Below are 13,237 nucleotides of genomic sequence, written 5' to 3'. Positions count from 1 at the left end.
GGTTCCCGTCGTCTGGATCAGAAAGCATCACGATGGTGTGAGGCCGCTACCCGCCGCCCGCCTTTCCCCTATGTCGTGGTGAGCCTGCGCAGGGCCTAGGCGAAATTTGTTTGAGGAGATTGCGATGATTTCTATGAAAAGACGTATGCTGCTCGGCGGTGCCGGTGTAGCACTGGCGGCTCCCTTGATCATGACGCGTGCTGCTGTGGCGCAGCAGTCGGGTGCGGAGACCTCGATGAATATCGACCATGCAATGCCGCCGGAAACGCACCGCTTCAATGTCGGCAAGTTCGAGGTCGTGGTGGTCAAGGATGGCGCGCGCCCCTCGGAAAATCCGCAGGAAACCTTCGGCACCAACCAGTCGCCGGAAACCGTGGGCGCGCTGCTCGAGGCAAACTTCCTGCCCTCCGACAAGTTCGTCAACAGCTTCGCCCCGGTGCTGGTCAATACCGCTTCCGACGTGATCCTGTTCGACACCGGTCTCGGTGAGGGCGGACGTGCAAACGGCCTCGGTCGCCTGGTTGAAGGCCTGACGGCCGCCGGCTACAAGCGCGAAGATGTGACGACGGTAGTGCTCACCCATATGCATGGCGACCATATCGGCGGTTTGATGGAAGGTGGCCAGCCGACCTTCCCAAATGCGCGTTATGTGACGGGCCAGGCCGAATATGACTTCTGGGCCGATCCGGCCCGCGTCGGAACACCGGCCGAGAACGGCCACAAGGGTGTGCTCGCCAATGTCCAGCCGATGGCCGAAAAGATGACCTTCATCGGCGACGGTGGCGAAGTGGTCTCCGGGATTACCGGCATGGCGGCATTCGGCCATTCGCCGGGCCACATGATCTACCGCCTGGAGTCGGAAGGTCGCCAGCTGGTTCTAACGGCCGACACCGCGAACCACTTCGTCCTCTCGCTGCAGCGTCCGGATTGGGAAGTCCGCTTCGACATGGACAAGGCCGCAGCCGCCGCGACCCGTGCCAAGGTCTTCGACATGCTGGCGACCGACAAGCTCGCTTTCCTCGGCTACCACATGCCGTTCCCGGCCGTCGGTTTCGTCGAGAAGGTCGACCAGGGCTATCGCTACGTGCCGAAGGCCTACCAGTTCGATATCTGAGCCTGATCAGGGGCCGCGCCGAGGTGCGGCCCCTTTATTCTGAGGTTTACTGACCGGCGAAGATTTCGTCGGTGGCCTGCTCGATGAACTGATGGATGCGGCTGTCGAGGTCGGCATCGCTCACAACGACACCTGCCGAGGAAAAGTCCTGGCGCAACTGCTCAAGCAGCCGATGCGGCTCCACGACCTGCTTGACGGCAACGGTGCGCGCATAGGCTTCGACATCGTCGAGCCCCATCGTATAGGCAGCCCATCGGCCGACCATCTTGCTGCCGCGCACGCGGGCCTTGAACTGGATTTCCGCCTGGCGGGCGAACTGGTTTTCGAGTGCCTGAGCACGCTTCTTCAATGCAGTCATTGTCGATCCCCTGGTCTTCTTGTTCTTGGTTGTGCCCCCAGCCCCGAGAGCAGACCCGTTATATAAGCAAGGGCTTCAAGGACCGTGTAGCGGGTCGATACAATTCTAACGATCGCGGATTTTTCTGTATTGGCGAAGCCTCGATCCGCGACCTGGGAACTTTGCCAGCTTTTGCTATTCCTTTCCTGTCATGAACGTGTTACCAGCCCTCGCCAACTTCCAAGCATTTCATGCAGAAGCGACCGAACGGGATTTCTCGTTTTCCGGCCGGATTCTGCCTATTCAAACGAAGGAATTGGCAATGGCACGCATCGTAATGTCGGCAACTGGCGCAGAAGCGCTCACCTTTGACGACGTCCTCCTGCAGCCGGGGCACTCCGAAGTGATGCCGGGGCAGACCAACATCGCGACGCGGATTGCCCGGGATATCGACCTCTCCCTTCCGATCCTCTCCTCCGCCATGGATACCGTCACCGAAAGCCGGCTGGCGATCGCCATGGCCCAGGCCGGCGGCATCGGCGTCATCCACCGCAACCTGACACCCACCGAGCAGGCTGAAGAAGTCCGCCAGGTCAAGAAGTTCGAAAGCGGCATGGTCGTCAATCCGGTGACCATCGGCCCAGAGGCAACTTTGGCGGAAGCCAAGGCGCTGATGGGCGCACACGGCATTTCCGGCATTCCGGTTGTCGAGGGTGCAAGCCGCCCCGGTCGCCTCGTCGGCATCCTGACCAACCGCGACGTGCGCTTTGCGTCTGACCCGAGCCAGAAGATTTACGAACTGATGACCCGCGAGAACCTCGTGACGGTCAAGGACGGTGTCGATCAGCAGGAAGCCAAGCGCTTGCTGCATTCGCACCGCATCGAGAAGCTCCTCGTCATCGACAATGAAGGCCGCTGCGTTGGCCTGATCACCGTCAAGGATATCGAGAAGTCGCAGCTCAACCCGCATGCCGCCAAGGATGCGCAAGGCCGCCTGCGCGTCGCCGCTGCCATCTCCACCGGTGATGATGGCGTCGAGCGCGCCGAGCGCCTGATCGATGCCGGCTGCGACGTGATCGTCGTCGATACCGCCCACGGCCATAGTCAGAAGGTCCTGGATGCCGTTGCCCATGTAAAGAAGATGTCGAACGCCATCCGCATCATCGCCGGCAACGTCGCCACGAGCGAGGGCACCCGTGCGCTGATCGATGCCGGCGCAGATTGCATCAAGGTCGGCATCGGCCCGGGCTCGATCTGCACCACGCGCGTCGTCGCCGGCGTCGGCGTGCCGCAGCTCGCAGCTGTCATGGCCGCCGTCGAAGAAGGCAACAAGCACGACATCCCGGTCATCGCCGACGGTGGCATCAAGTTCTCGGGCGATGTCGCCAAGGCGATTGCCGCCGGCGCCTCGGCCGTCATGGTCGGCTCGCTGCTCGCCGGCACGGATGAAAGCCCCGGCGAGGTCTATCTCTACCAGGGCCGTTCGTTCAAGGCCTATCGCGGCATGGGCTCCGTCGGTGCCATGGCCCGTGGTTCGGCTGACCGCTACTTCCAGGCGGAAGTGCGCGACACGCTGAAGCTCGTGCCGGAAGGCATCGAAGGCCAGGTGCCCTACAAGGGCCCGGTCTCGGCCGTGCTGCACCAGCTCGCCGGTGGCCTGAAGGCCGCCATGGGTTATGTCGGCGGCAAGGACATCAAGGACTTCCAGGAAAAGGCGACCTTTGTGCGCATCTCCGGTGCCGGCCTTCGTGAAAGCCATCCGCATGGCGTGACCATCACCCGCGAAAGCCCGAACTACCCGGGCGCCGCGTGATCCTGGAACGAACACCCGGACCGCGCCGGGCGCCGCTGCTCTGGACAAGCGGCGTCCTCTCGGCCGGGCTGCTTGCCTGGATGCATATCGGCTTCGCACGACCGTTCGCTGGATTGACCGGCGGACGGGCCATGCCCGACCTGGATATCGAGAGCACGGGGCAGGGGCTACTTGCGCTGAAGTCGCTTCTGGAGACGAGGCCGGAAGCGGCCGAACTCTTGCGCGCCATGCATCTTGGTCCCGACCTCCTGCTACCGGCGGTGCTTGGCCTGTTTCTCTTCCTGCTGATGCGACAGGCCGCGCCGGGTGCGAGCCTCTACGGACGCGCGGCCGAGCGTCTGCTGCCGGCACTGACGGCTCTGCCCGTGGCCTATGTGGCAGTCGACTATGCCGAAAACATCCTGAGCCTGATGCTCTTTCCCCCCGCGATGCCCGCGCCGGGCACCGCAGACCTTTTTGCGGAAGCCATCTCCTGGCTCACGCGTCTGAAGTTTGCCGCTCTCGTCATTTCGGGCATCCTCATTCTGCGGCTGACGTTTGGTCCGAAGCCCGCAAACGAGCCCTGATTCCTCCGCCGCATCAATTCAAGGACGTGATTTTCCATGACCGGTTTTGAGATGTTCTGGCCGCTGATGGCCCATGCCTTCCTCGTCTTCTGCCTCTATGCCCTGCTGGTCATGCGCCGCGCCTCGGTCGTCCGTTCGGGCAAGGTCGAGCGCATCGCCTTCCGCGAGAACCTGGCCGAACCAGAGGAAAGCAGGGTGGTGAACAGGACAATCGCCAACCAGTTCGAGCTGCCGGTCCTGTTCTATGCACTCTCGGTGCTGCTCTTCATCACCGAGGCCGACAATATCGTTGCCGTTGTTCTCGCCTGGATCTTCGTCGCAGCACGTTACGTTCAGGCCGCAATGCAGCTGATCGGCAATCTGCCGCTGCGCCGCCTGTTCTTCATGGTCGGGTTCGCGACGCTATTCTTGATGTGGCTCTGGCTTGTCGTCTGGATGGCCACCAGCTGACGACTTCACCCTTCACGGCAACGTGTCTGGGCGCTCCGTGCCTCGGCCCTATCTTGGCGTGGCATCCCATCCATCCCCCGAGGAGAGTGTCATGTCGAAGCCCGAAATCACGCAAGGTATGATCGATGCCTATGACGAATACACCCACCTGACCCTCGATCGCCGAGGCTTCATGCAGAAGCTGACGGCGCTCGCCGGCTCCGGTGCCGCCGCCGCTGCCATCATGCCCATGCTTGCCGCCAATCAGGCAAATGCCGCCATGGTCGAGGAGACCGACGCGCGGCTCGACGTGTCGGACGTGACCTATCCCGGCGCATCCGGCGAGATGAAGGGATATCTGGCGATCCCGAAGGATGCCGCCGACCGGCTGCCCGCAGTGATCGTCATCCACGAAAACCGTGGCCTCAACCCGCACATCCGCGATGTCGCCCGCCGCATGGCACTCGAAGGTTTCGTCGCACTCGCCCCCGATTTCCTGTCGCCCAATGGCGGCACGCCCGCCAATGAGGACGAGGCGCGCAACATGTTCCAGTCGCTGGACATGGCCGGTGCCACGGCCAACGGCGAGGCAACACGCGCCTTCCTCGCAGGCCATGAGAAGACCAATGGCAAGGTCGGCGCGATCGGCTTCTGCTGGGGCGGCGGCATGGTCAACCGCATGGCGGTCGCCTCTCCGGAGCTTGGCGCCGGCGTCGCCTATTACGGCTCGCAGGCCCCTGCCGATCAGGTGCCTGCGATCAAGGCGCCGCTGATGTTGCACTATGCGAGCCTCGACGATCGCATCAATGCCGGCATCGACGCCTACAAGGCGGCACTCGACGCCAACGGCAAGACCTACGAGCTGCACATGTATGAGGGCGTCAACCACGCCTTCAACAACGACACCTCGTCTGCCCGCTACGACAAGGCCGCCGCAGACCTTGCCTGGTCGCGCACTATCGAGTTCCTCAAGAAGAACCTTGCCTGATCGGATGGGGGGGAGCGTCGCGCTCCCCCCCATCCATGACATTTCGATGAAATCTCCCTGCCTTTGACACCGATCAAACCGCTTCACCTCTCCTGCGCCTAGCTTGCCCTCAATTCGCCGGCACACGCGCCGCGCGCAATCAAGCGAGGGAGATTGACATGGCATCGATGATGAAGGCTGCGGTGGTCCGCGAATTCGGCAAGCCGTTGGTGATCGAGGAAATGCCCATCCCGGATCCGGGCCCTGGCCAGATCCTGGTGAAATACGAGGCGACGGGCGTTTGCCACACCGACTTGCATGCCGCCAATGGCGACTGGCCGGTCAAGCCCAACCCGCCCTTCATTCCCGGCCATGAAGGTGTCGGCTATGTTGCGAAGCTCGGCTCCGGCGTCTCGCGCATCAAGGAAGGCGACCGGATCGGCGTGCCGTGGCTTCACACCGCCTGCGGCTGCTGCTCGCCGTGCCGCACCGGCTGGGAAACGCTCTGCGGCAGTCAGCAGAATACCGGTTATTCCGTCAATGGCACCTTCGCCCAGTATGGTCTGGCGGACCCGGATTATGTCGGTCGCCTGCCGGACAATCTCGAATTTGGCGCCGCCGCTCCCATTCTCTGCGCCGGTGTCACCGTCTACAAGGGCCTGAAGGAAACTGAGGTCAAGCCCGGTGAATGGGTCGTCATTTCGGGCATCGGCGGCCTCGGCCACATGGCCGTGCAATATGCCAAGGCCATGGGCATGCACGTGGTCGCCGCCGACATTTTCGAGGACAAGCTGAAGCTTGCCAAGGATCTCGGCGCCGATGTCGTCGTGAACGGCACGGCGGCAGATGCGATCGAACAAGTGCAGAAGGCGACCGGCGGGGTGCATGGCGCGCTCGTCACGGCGGTTTCGCCCAAGGCCATGGAGCAGGCCTATGGCTTCCTGCGCTCCAAGGGCACCATGGCGCTGGTCGGTCTGCCGCCCGGCTTCATCTCGCTGCCGGTCTTCGAGACGGTGCTGAAGCGCATCACCGTGCGTGGCTCGATCGTCGGCACGCGTCAGGATCTCGAGGAGAGCCTGCAGTTTGCTGGCGAAGGCAAGGTCGCCTCCCATTTCAGCTGGGACAAGCTGGAGAACATCAACGCGATTTTCGACCGCATGAAAGAAGGCAAGATCGACGGTCGTATCGTCCTCGATCTCGCAGCCTGATTCAAAACGACAAGTCGAGGGGCGGCATCGCGTATGCCGCCCCTCGTGCGTTTTCGTCCGACGCGCGGGTCAGTTGCCCGACTGGATGACGGCGACGCGCGGAAGAGCACTGGTGCAGGCCGTGTCTTCGCAGATCCCCGAGAGCCAGACCTCGCCATTGCCGATCATGACGCCTTCGGAATTGACGAAGAGATCGCCATAGTTCTGGTTCGATACGGCCTCGACGATCGTTTCGGTAAACACGCTGTCATAGCCGTCCAGCAATTCCTGTTCCGAACTATAGGTCGCCTCTTCGCCGTCGATGGTCACGGTGATCGGATAGCTCACCAGGCTGACCACTATGTCGGACTTGCCTTCCTCGAGCGCCACCTTGAAGGCATAAAACAGCTCCTTGTAGTCTGCGACATCCCCGAGAAGGGTTTCGATCTGTTGATCGACCGAGGCTTCGTCGGCTCGCGCGACCTGGGTCGTAAGGACAGCTGCGGCGAGCGCGGCGGAAAAGAAAATGGCAGTCGATCTGATCATGTGATGTTGGTCCCCAAACAAGCTTCACCCACCTGATAATCCAGATCTGCGACGGTGCATCGCATCACTTTTGGAGGGATCTGCAATAGAGCGCGGCAATTGTGAACGCAGAGTGAAGGAGGCGGGTCTGGTTGCCGGCCTGACAGGTCGCTATATATTGCACTGCAGCAAGATAGGGATTGTCACATGACGCAAGCAGAGACCAACGCCGCAACGGACAGGATCTTCGTCTTTCAGGGCGGTGGCGCGCTCGGCGCCTATCAGGCGGGCGCCTACGAGGCCTTGCATGAAAACGAGGTGGAGCCTGACTGGCTGGCTGGCATTTCGATCGGCGCCATCAATGCCGCTATCATCGCCGGCAGCCCGCGCGAAACGCGCATCGCCAATCTTCGCGACTTCTGGCACACCGTTTCGTCCAACCTCGATTTCGGCTGGACGGCTCAGGACAATACGCTGCGCCGGATGCAGAACGACGCCGCGGCCACGGCCGCCATGGCCTTTGGCATTCCGGGTTTCTTCTCGCCGCGTCTACCGACCTTCCAGCAGTTGTTCGCCAATCCGGATCACCGCGTCAGCTTCTACGACACCGAGCCGCTGATGAAGACGCTCGACCGTCTGATCGATTTCGACCTCCTCAACGACTGCCAGACGCGGCTGAGCCTCGGTGCAGTGGAAATCCGCTCCGGCAATTTCGCCTATTTCGACAATCGCAGGGGCCGTCTCGACGCGCGCCATATTGCAGCCTCCGGCGCCCTGCCGCCGGGATTTCCGCCGATCGAAATCGATGGCCGACACTATTGGGACGGCGGCCTCGTCTCCAACACGCCGTTGCAGCATGTCCTGAACGTCAACGATGCCTCGCGCGATCTCGAAATCTTCCAGGTGGATCTCTTCAATGCGCGGGGCGACATGCCGCGCGACCAGTTTGAGGTGGAAAGCCGGATCAAGGAGATACGCTATTCCAGCCGCACCCGCATGAACACCGACGATTTTGCCAGGCGTCAGATCGTCCGCCGCGCTGCCAAGCGTCTCCTCGAAAAGCTGCCGCCGGAATTCCGTGACGACGAGGACGCGCAGATCCTCCGCTCCATCGGTCACGAATACGACGTTACCATCGTTCACCTGATCCACCGCCGCGCCTCGCATGCGACCCATGCCATGGATGCGGAATTCTCCCGCCGTTCGATCGAAGAGCATTGGAAGGCAGGCTACGACGACGCCTCCTACACGCTGAAGCATCCGAAGTGGCGCAATCGCGGTCGCCCCAAAGACGGCATCCAGATCTTCGACCTCGCGCGCGAGCGTCACCTGCAATTGGAAGCCTGAGGATCGTGACCTTTTTTGTGGGGGAAGCAACCAAAGATGGGTGCTCCCTCTGCCATTAACACTTTTGCCAGACCGCTCACTTATGTCGATGACACAAGTCTGACAGCCATGATGGTTGCAGCGGATGGGGAAGAATGATGAACGACCACGCCGTGGAGGGGCGGCTGCAACTTCGCAAGAAGCCGCAGCAGGAACGAAGCATCCAGCGATTGGAGGCGATTCTCGAGGCCGCCGTCGAGCTTTTTCTCGAAAAGGGCGTCGTCGAGACAACCATGAGCGAAATCGCCTTGCGGGCCGGTATTTCGATCGGCTCGCTCTACCAGTTCTTTCCCCAGAAGGCGGCCGTCATCAAGGCGCTGCACGAACGTTTCTCGGCCCAGTTGGAAGGCTTCATCCGCCAGATCTTTGCAGAGGTGAAGACGCTGGACGAGGCGGCGGAGCGCGCTTCCGAAAGTCTGATTGAGCTTCATGCGATGTTCCGCGAGCAGCGCATCTACATGGCCTTGTGGCAGGCGATCGTCGTCGACAAGGACCTTTCCCAGTTGTCGAACGAATTCCACGAACAGCTAATCGCAAGCTTCTACCGCGATCTGGCCCATCTCGTCCCGCAAAGCGAATTCGAGCGTTTCCGGGTCAACATCAAGCTGATGATCCTTGCAACCGGCGAGGTCATTCGCTTCACCACCCAGCAGCCGGACGAGGTCGCCCGGGTTCACCTCGACCAGTGGCGCCGCATCGTACGCGGCAGCATCTTCGCCTTCTGATCCGCCTCACCAGCCGGGGATCATGTTGCCGGCGCGCAGCCGTGGATAGTAGCGCGAATAGGTCTTCGGCTCGCCGTCCATGTCGTCTTCGACCTGTGCCGGCGTAATGTTGTCGAGGCAGGCAGTGATGTGGTCTGTGATCGCATTGACGAGCGAGGTCGAAAGCCCTGGCCGCTTCATCAGACCGATCTGCACCGGCGGCAGCGGCGGGAAGCCGTCATTGGCCGTCAGGACCTTCATGCCTGTTCGCAGGGCCGATTCCGGCAGGATCGACACCGCCATGCCGGCGAGCACCGCTGCCGCGACCACGGTCGATGACCAGCTGGTGAATAGGATCTGATAGTCACGACCATCCGCATCCAGCGCCGAGCAGGCGAGCTGCCGCCACTGGCAGTCGCGTCGTCCGACCGCGAGTGGCACGGGCGCATCATCCTTCAGCGGATGATTGGCCGATCCCACCCAGCAGAGCGGTTCGGTCCGCACGACATCGGACTGTCTGAGCAGCGGATTGTGCGTGACGAGCGCGATATCGAGTTCGCCCTTGCCCATCTTGTCAGCGAGATCCATGGAGGGCTCGCAGACGATGTAGAGCTCTACATTCGGATGGGTCTTGGCGAAGCGACCGATGATCTCGGGCATGTAGCGGTCGGCATAGTCATCCGGCGTGCCGATCCGCAGCGTTCCCTCGAGCCTGTTGTCGTCGAAGGCCGCGATCGCCTCGGAATTCAGCCGGATGATGCGCCGCGCGTAATTCAGCAGCTTGTCGCCATCGGCTGTGAGCCGGTTGCCCCGGCCGTCCTTGATGAACAGCTGCTTTCCGACCCGTTCTTCCAGGCGGCGCATCTGCATGGAAACGGCGGATTGTGTCTTGAAAACACGCCCAGCAGCCTTGGTGAAGCTGCCGGTATCGACGATGGCAATGAAGGTCTGCAACTGATCGATATCGAGGGGAGCCGACATGAGAGTGATCCATCAGAAGGGTTGATGGCTACCATTAGAAACATTCGTTGGACTGATCAATATCCTTTCGGCATCTTCATGATCGTAATCCTCACCGACCGGTCTCCGGCCAAGCATCCACTTCCAACCCTCGTCGCCTGTCCGCTTTCTCGCGGACGGGAGAAATTTCTCGTGCCCGCTGAAAGGAAATAGCCATGCGCACGAACGATCGGATCCTCGAATTTGACCTCGACCTCGCCGTTGACCGGCCGGCCCGGACGCTTGCCGCGCGTCTGTTCCGCCTTCAGGCCTGGATCGGATCCCTTCGCGTGGGCGTGCGCAACCGACTTGCCGCGAACAGCCTGGTCGATCTCGACGAGCGCCTTCTGAACGACCTCGGCCTCAGCCGGGGTGATGTCCAGGATGTGCTGCGTGGACACGGCTATGCTGACGATCCTTCGCAGCAGCTGACCCGCCTGGCGCGCCGCCGCGCCGAGCGATCCCTTCGCGGTCACAAGACCGATTGAGACACTCTGATCCAACCCCGCAGGGTGATAGCCAATAGCCCTGCCTCTTGCCCGGTCCGATTATTCTGGACCGGGCTTTTTTGTAAACGCTAAAATAACTATGAAGGGTGTGAAATACGAGGGGAAAAGCGACCGGAAGTAACCTGTTGCTAACGAGCGTATGTCAGCGATGAAAATGCCTGACGTGCTACCTTTTTCGGAGACCCCTCATGCGTATATCGACCAAGCTGCCCCTGGCCGCCACGCTGTTTGCCCTCGTGATCCTGAGTGCCTCCGTGGCCATCGGTCTGGTTCAGCAAAGCCGCATCCTCGATGAGCAGGTCTACCAGAAGCTGGAGGCGACAGCCGACGGTCGCCGCAACGAGGCACGCCGCTTCCTCGAAGCCATCAGGCTCGATGCCCGTGGTACCGCCGCCGACATGATGACCCAGCAGGCGCTGTTCGGCATCACCGGTGCCTGGACCAAGCTGGGTGACGATCCGGCCGGCGAACTGCAGAGGCGCTACATCGACGAAAACCCGAACCCAGTCGGTGAGAAGTACAATCTCGACAGCGCGAAGAAGGACAGCTACGACCGCGCCCACCGCCAGGGGCACGCGACCTTCCTCAAGCATCTTAAGGCGCAGGGTTATTACGACATCTTCCTCATCGATGCGGACGGCAACATCGTCTACACCGTCATGAAGGAGCGCGACTTCGGTACCAACCTTCTTAATGGTCCCTACAAGGATACAGGCCTCGCACAGGTCTTCAAGAAGGCGATCGCGAGCGACGATCCCGAGAGTTTCGCCAATTCGGAATTCGAGGCCTACGAGCCTTCTGCTGGCGCACCCGCCGCCTTCGTCGCTGTTCCCATCATCATGAACGAGCGCAAGCTCGGTGTGCTTGCCTATCAGCTGCCGAACGATCAGCTGAACACCATCTTTGCCAATACCCGAGGCCTCGGTCAGACTGGGGAAACGGTGCTGGTCGACAAGTCCGGCATGCTGGTTTCGGACAGCCCTCGGACGGCAGACGTCGAGAGTTTGAAGGTGAGCCTGTCATCGTCGATGGTGGCCAGTGCCATCAGTGGCCAGGATGCGAGCGGCGACATCACCGGCTATCGCGACATGACGAGCTATGCCGCCGTCGTGCCGCTCGATTTCGGCGATGTCCGCTGGTCCGTCGTGGCGCTCATCGGCGAGGACGAAGTCGCCGCGCAGCTGGTCACCGCGGGCCTGAAATCAGTCGGCATCGGTGCGGTGCTCGTGCTGGTCGGCTCGCTCGTCGGCTTCATCTTCTCCCGCAGCCTCACCCGTCCGATTTCCGAGCTGGTCACCTCCATGGGGCAGCTTGCCGACGGCAATACCGGTATCGACCTCAAGGGCATCGACCGCTCCGACGAGATCGGCGATATGGTGCGGTCAGTCGCCGTTTTCCGTCAGGCCGAGATCGACAAGCGCCAACTCGAGGCGGAAAACGAAAGCCGGCGCACGGCCACCGAAAGCGAGCGTCACCAGCGCGAGGCAGAACGTGCCGCCGCCCAGGCAGAGCTGACCGAAGCGATCGACGTGCTCGGAGCAGGGCTGCAGCGTCTGGCCAACGGTGATCTGACCGGCACGATCCGCAAGCCGCTCGCCGGCAATCTTGACCGCTTGCGTCTCGACTTCAATGCCTCGCTCGAACGCTTGTCGGGCACCGTTGCCGCTGTGCACGGCAACGTCATCGAGATCAACCGCAAGAGCAGCACCGTCAGCTCGTCCACAGCTGACCTCAGCCAGCGCACCGAACAGCAGGCCGCCGCCCTGGTCGAGACCTCGACCGCGATCCGGCAGATCATGGATGCGATCCGCCACTCGTCGGAACGCGCCGAGAATGCCTCGCGTCTCGCTCGCGAAGCGCGGGCCAATTCCGACCGCTCGGGCGAAATCGTCGGCGGCGCCGTCGATGCCATGCAGCGCATCGAGAATGCCTCAAGCGAGATCTCCAAGATCATCAACGTCATCGACGAGATCGCCTTCCAGACCAATCTGCTGGCCCTGAACGCAGGTGTCGAGGCAGCCCGTGCCGGCGAAGCCGGCAAGGGCTTTGCCGTCGTTGCCCAGGAAGTCCGCGAACTCGCGCAGCGCTCGGCGACCGCTGCCAAGGACATCAAGGCGCTGATCACCAAGTCGGGTGAGGAAGTGGCAACCGGGGTCGGAATGGTTCGCGAGACTGGCACTGTGCTTTCCTCGATCGCAGGCCAGGTGGTGCAGATCGGCGATCACATCCACTCGATCGCCTCGGCTGCCAAGCAGCAGTCGGCAAGCCTCAACGAGATCAATGATGCGGTTGCCCGCATGGAGAACGTCACCCAGCAGAACGCACGGGCGGCTGAGCAGACCAATGCCGACATGGCGGGGCTGACCCGCGATGCGGAGATGCTGTCCGGCCTCGTCGGGCAGTTCACTCTTGAAGCCAATGCCTCGACCATTCAGAACCGCTTCGCCGACCAGCGCGACACGAGCTTCGGCCGCCCTGTTCCGCCGTCAGCACCGCAGCCGGCGCCTGTTGCCGGAAGCGCGGCGAAACCCGCAACGCGATCTTTCCTCAAGCCGAAGGTGGCACCGGCAGAAGCCGGAAGCCGTGCCGTTGCCTCTCCGGCGCGCTCGCTGATGGACAAGATCTCGATCGGCCTTGGCGCCAAGCTGAACCAGGCGAAGGACGGCAAGCCGGACGGCGAATGGGAAGAATTCTGAGCCGC

Annotated in this window: 13 protein-coding genes; 10 read left to right on the top strand and 3 right to left on the bottom strand. The window is 62.0% G+C overall.

Features of this window, described 5'->3' with window-relative positions; translation table 11 throughout:
• The first annotated feature begins 124 nt into the window (after positions 1-124).
• The gene (locus tag BSY240_RS09230) at positions 125-1,114 is read left to right on the top strand and encodes an MBL fold metallo-hydrolase (protein WP_150127439.1); all 990 of its coding nucleotides are present in this window, start codon (positions 125-127) and stop codon (positions 1,112-1,114) included.
• A gap of 46 nt (positions 1,115-1,160) precedes the next feature.
• Here BSY240_RS09230 and BSY240_RS09225 read toward each other — a convergent pair whose 3' ends face one another.
• Positions 1,161-1,472: an ATPase inhibitor subunit zeta gene (locus tag BSY240_RS09225; protein ID WP_069042093.1), complete on the bottom strand. Its 312-nt coding sequence runs from the start codon at positions 1,470-1,472 to the stop codon at positions 1,161-1,163.
• A 301-nt stretch (positions 1,473-1,773) separates the two neighbouring features.
• Between BSY240_RS09225 and guaB the strand changes: the two genes are divergently transcribed.
• The 5 genes from guaB (at position 1,774) to adhP (ending at position 6,434) form a co-directional block, all read left to right on the top strand.
• Positions 1,774-3,264, top strand: coding sequence for an IMP dehydrogenase (guaB, locus tag BSY240_RS09220; protein WP_054148758.1), 1,491 nt, complete (start codon positions 1,774-1,776; stop codon positions 3,262-3,264).
• Positions 3,261-3,830: a hypothetical protein gene (locus BSY240_RS09215; RefSeq protein WP_083229601.1), complete on the top strand. Its 570-nt coding sequence runs from the start codon at positions 3,261-3,263 to the stop codon at positions 3,828-3,830. The genes guaB and BSY240_RS09215 overlap by 4 nt, the downstream gene beginning before the upstream one ends.
• Before the next feature lie 36 nt (positions 3,831-3,866).
• Positions 3,867-4,280, top strand: coding sequence for an MAPEG family protein (locus BSY240_RS09210; protein WP_054148760.1), 414 nt, complete (start codon positions 3,867-3,869; stop codon positions 4,278-4,280).
• 91 nt (positions 4,281-4,371) lie between these two features.
• Entirely contained in the window at positions 4,372-5,247 is an 876-nt protein-coding gene (locus BSY240_RS09205) for a dienelactone hydrolase family protein (protein ID WP_069042092.1), read from the top strand.
• A 158-nt stretch (positions 5,248-5,405) separates the two neighbouring features.
• Positions 5,406-6,434: an alcohol dehydrogenase AdhP gene (gene adhP / locus BSY240_RS09200; protein WP_054148762.1), complete on the top strand. Its 1,029-nt coding sequence runs from the start codon at positions 5,406-5,408 to the stop codon at positions 6,432-6,434.
• 69 nt (positions 6,435-6,503) lie between these two features.
• On the opposite strand, the gene BSY240_RS09195 is transcribed toward adhP, so the two are convergent.
• Positions 6,504-6,959 carry a hypothetical protein gene (locus BSY240_RS09195; RefSeq protein ID WP_069042091.1) on the bottom strand — a complete coding sequence of 152 codons (456 nt, stop codon included), beginning with the start codon at positions 6,957-6,959 and terminating at the stop codon, positions 6,504-6,506.
• 186 nt (positions 6,960-7,145) lie between these two features.
• On the opposite strand from BSY240_RS09195, the gene BSY240_RS09190 reads away from it, so the two are divergent.
• Positions 7,146-8,285 (top strand): patatin-like phospholipase family protein, encoded by a 1,140-nt coding sequence (locus tag BSY240_RS09190; RefSeq protein WP_069042090.1) that lies wholly within the window; start codon positions 7,146-7,148, stop codon positions 8,283-8,285.
• Between the two features lie 134 nt (positions 8,286-8,419).
• Positions 8,420-9,049 carry a TetR/AcrR family transcriptional regulator gene (locus BSY240_RS09185; RefSeq protein WP_069042089.1) on the top strand — a complete coding sequence of 210 codons (630 nt, stop codon included), beginning with the start codon at positions 8,420-8,422 and terminating at the stop codon, positions 9,047-9,049.
• A 6-nt stretch (positions 9,050-9,055) separates the two neighbouring features.
• Here the strand turns inward: BSY240_RS09185 and BSY240_RS09180 are convergent, their stop codons facing one another.
• Positions 9,056-10,009: a LysR substrate-binding domain-containing protein gene (locus BSY240_RS09180; protein WP_054148766.1), complete on the bottom strand. Its 954-nt coding sequence runs from the start codon at positions 10,007-10,009 to the stop codon at positions 9,056-9,058.
• Positions 10,010-10,203: 194 nt separating this feature from the next.
• Here BSY240_RS09180 and BSY240_RS09175 point away from each other — a divergent pair, with 194 nt between their 5' ends.
• Together BSY240_RS09175 and BSY240_RS09170 are read left to right on the top strand one after the other, a co-directional pair.
• Complete coding sequence (locus BSY240_RS09175; protein WP_069042088.1) at positions 10,204-10,515, top strand: DUF1127 domain-containing protein; 312 nt, start codon at positions 10,204-10,206, stop codon at positions 10,513-10,515.
• A gap of 209 nt (positions 10,516-10,724) precedes the next feature.
• Complete coding sequence (locus BSY240_RS09170; RefSeq protein WP_069042087.1) at positions 10,725-13,232, top strand: methyl-accepting chemotaxis protein; 2,508 nt, start codon at positions 10,725-10,727, stop codon at positions 13,230-13,232.
• Positions 13,233-13,237: the final 5 nt, after the last annotated feature.

The sequence above is a fragment of the Agrobacterium sp. RAC06 genome, from assembly GCF_001713475.1.
In the GTDB taxonomy this organism is placed as follows: domain Bacteria; phylum Pseudomonadota; class Alphaproteobacteria; order Rhizobiales; family Rhizobiaceae; genus Allorhizobium.
The sequence above is the reverse complement of the archived record's forward strand: the minus strand, read 5'-3'. Positions and strand labels throughout refer to the sequence as shown.

Excerpts from the sequence above, each read along its gene's own strand:
- BSY240_RS09210 (WP_054148760.1), top strand. The coding sequence starts at position 3,867 with ATGACCGGTTTTGAGATGTTCTGGCCGCTGATGGCCCATGCCTTCCTC.
- guaB (WP_054148758.1), top strand. The coding sequence starts at position 1,774 with ATGGCACGCATCGTAATGTCGGCAACTGGCGCAGAAGCGCTCACCTTT.
- BSY240_RS09190 (WP_069042090.1), top strand. The coding sequence starts at position 7,146 with ATGACGCAAGCAGAGACCAACGCCGCAACGGACAGGATCTTCGTCTTT.
- BSY240_RS09195 (WP_069042091.1), bottom strand. The coding sequence starts at position 6,959 with ATGATCAGATCGACTGCCATTTTCTTTTCCGCCGCGCTCGCCGCAGCT.
- BSY240_RS09175 (WP_069042088.1), top strand. The coding sequence starts at position 10,204 with ATGCGCACGAACGATCGGATCCTCGAATTTGACCTCGACCTCGCCGTT.
- adhP (WP_054148762.1), top strand. The coding sequence starts at position 5,406 with ATGGCATCGATGATGAAGGCTGCGGTGGTCCGCGAATTCGGCAAGCCG.
- BSY240_RS09225 (WP_069042093.1), bottom strand. The coding sequence starts at position 1,472 with ATGACTGCATTGAAGAAGCGTGCTCAGGCACTCGAAAACCAGTTCGCC.
- BSY240_RS09205 (WP_069042092.1), top strand. The coding sequence starts at position 4,372 with ATGTCGAAGCCCGAAATCACGCAAGGTATGATCGATGCCTATGACGAA.
- BSY240_RS09230 (WP_150127439.1), top strand. The coding sequence starts at position 125 with ATGATTTCTATGAAAAGACGTATGCTGCTCGGCGGTGCCGGTGTAGCA.
- BSY240_RS09180 (WP_054148766.1), bottom strand. The coding sequence starts at position 10,009 with ATGTCGGCTCCCCTCGATATCGATCAGTTGCAGACCTTCATTGCCATC.
- BSY240_RS09170 (WP_069042087.1), top strand. The coding sequence starts at position 10,725 with ATGCGTATATCGACCAAGCTGCCCCTGGCCGCCACGCTGTTTGCCCTC.
- BSY240_RS09185 (WP_069042089.1), top strand. The coding sequence starts at position 8,420 with ATGATGAACGACCACGCCGTGGAGGGGCGGCTGCAACTTCGCAAGAAG.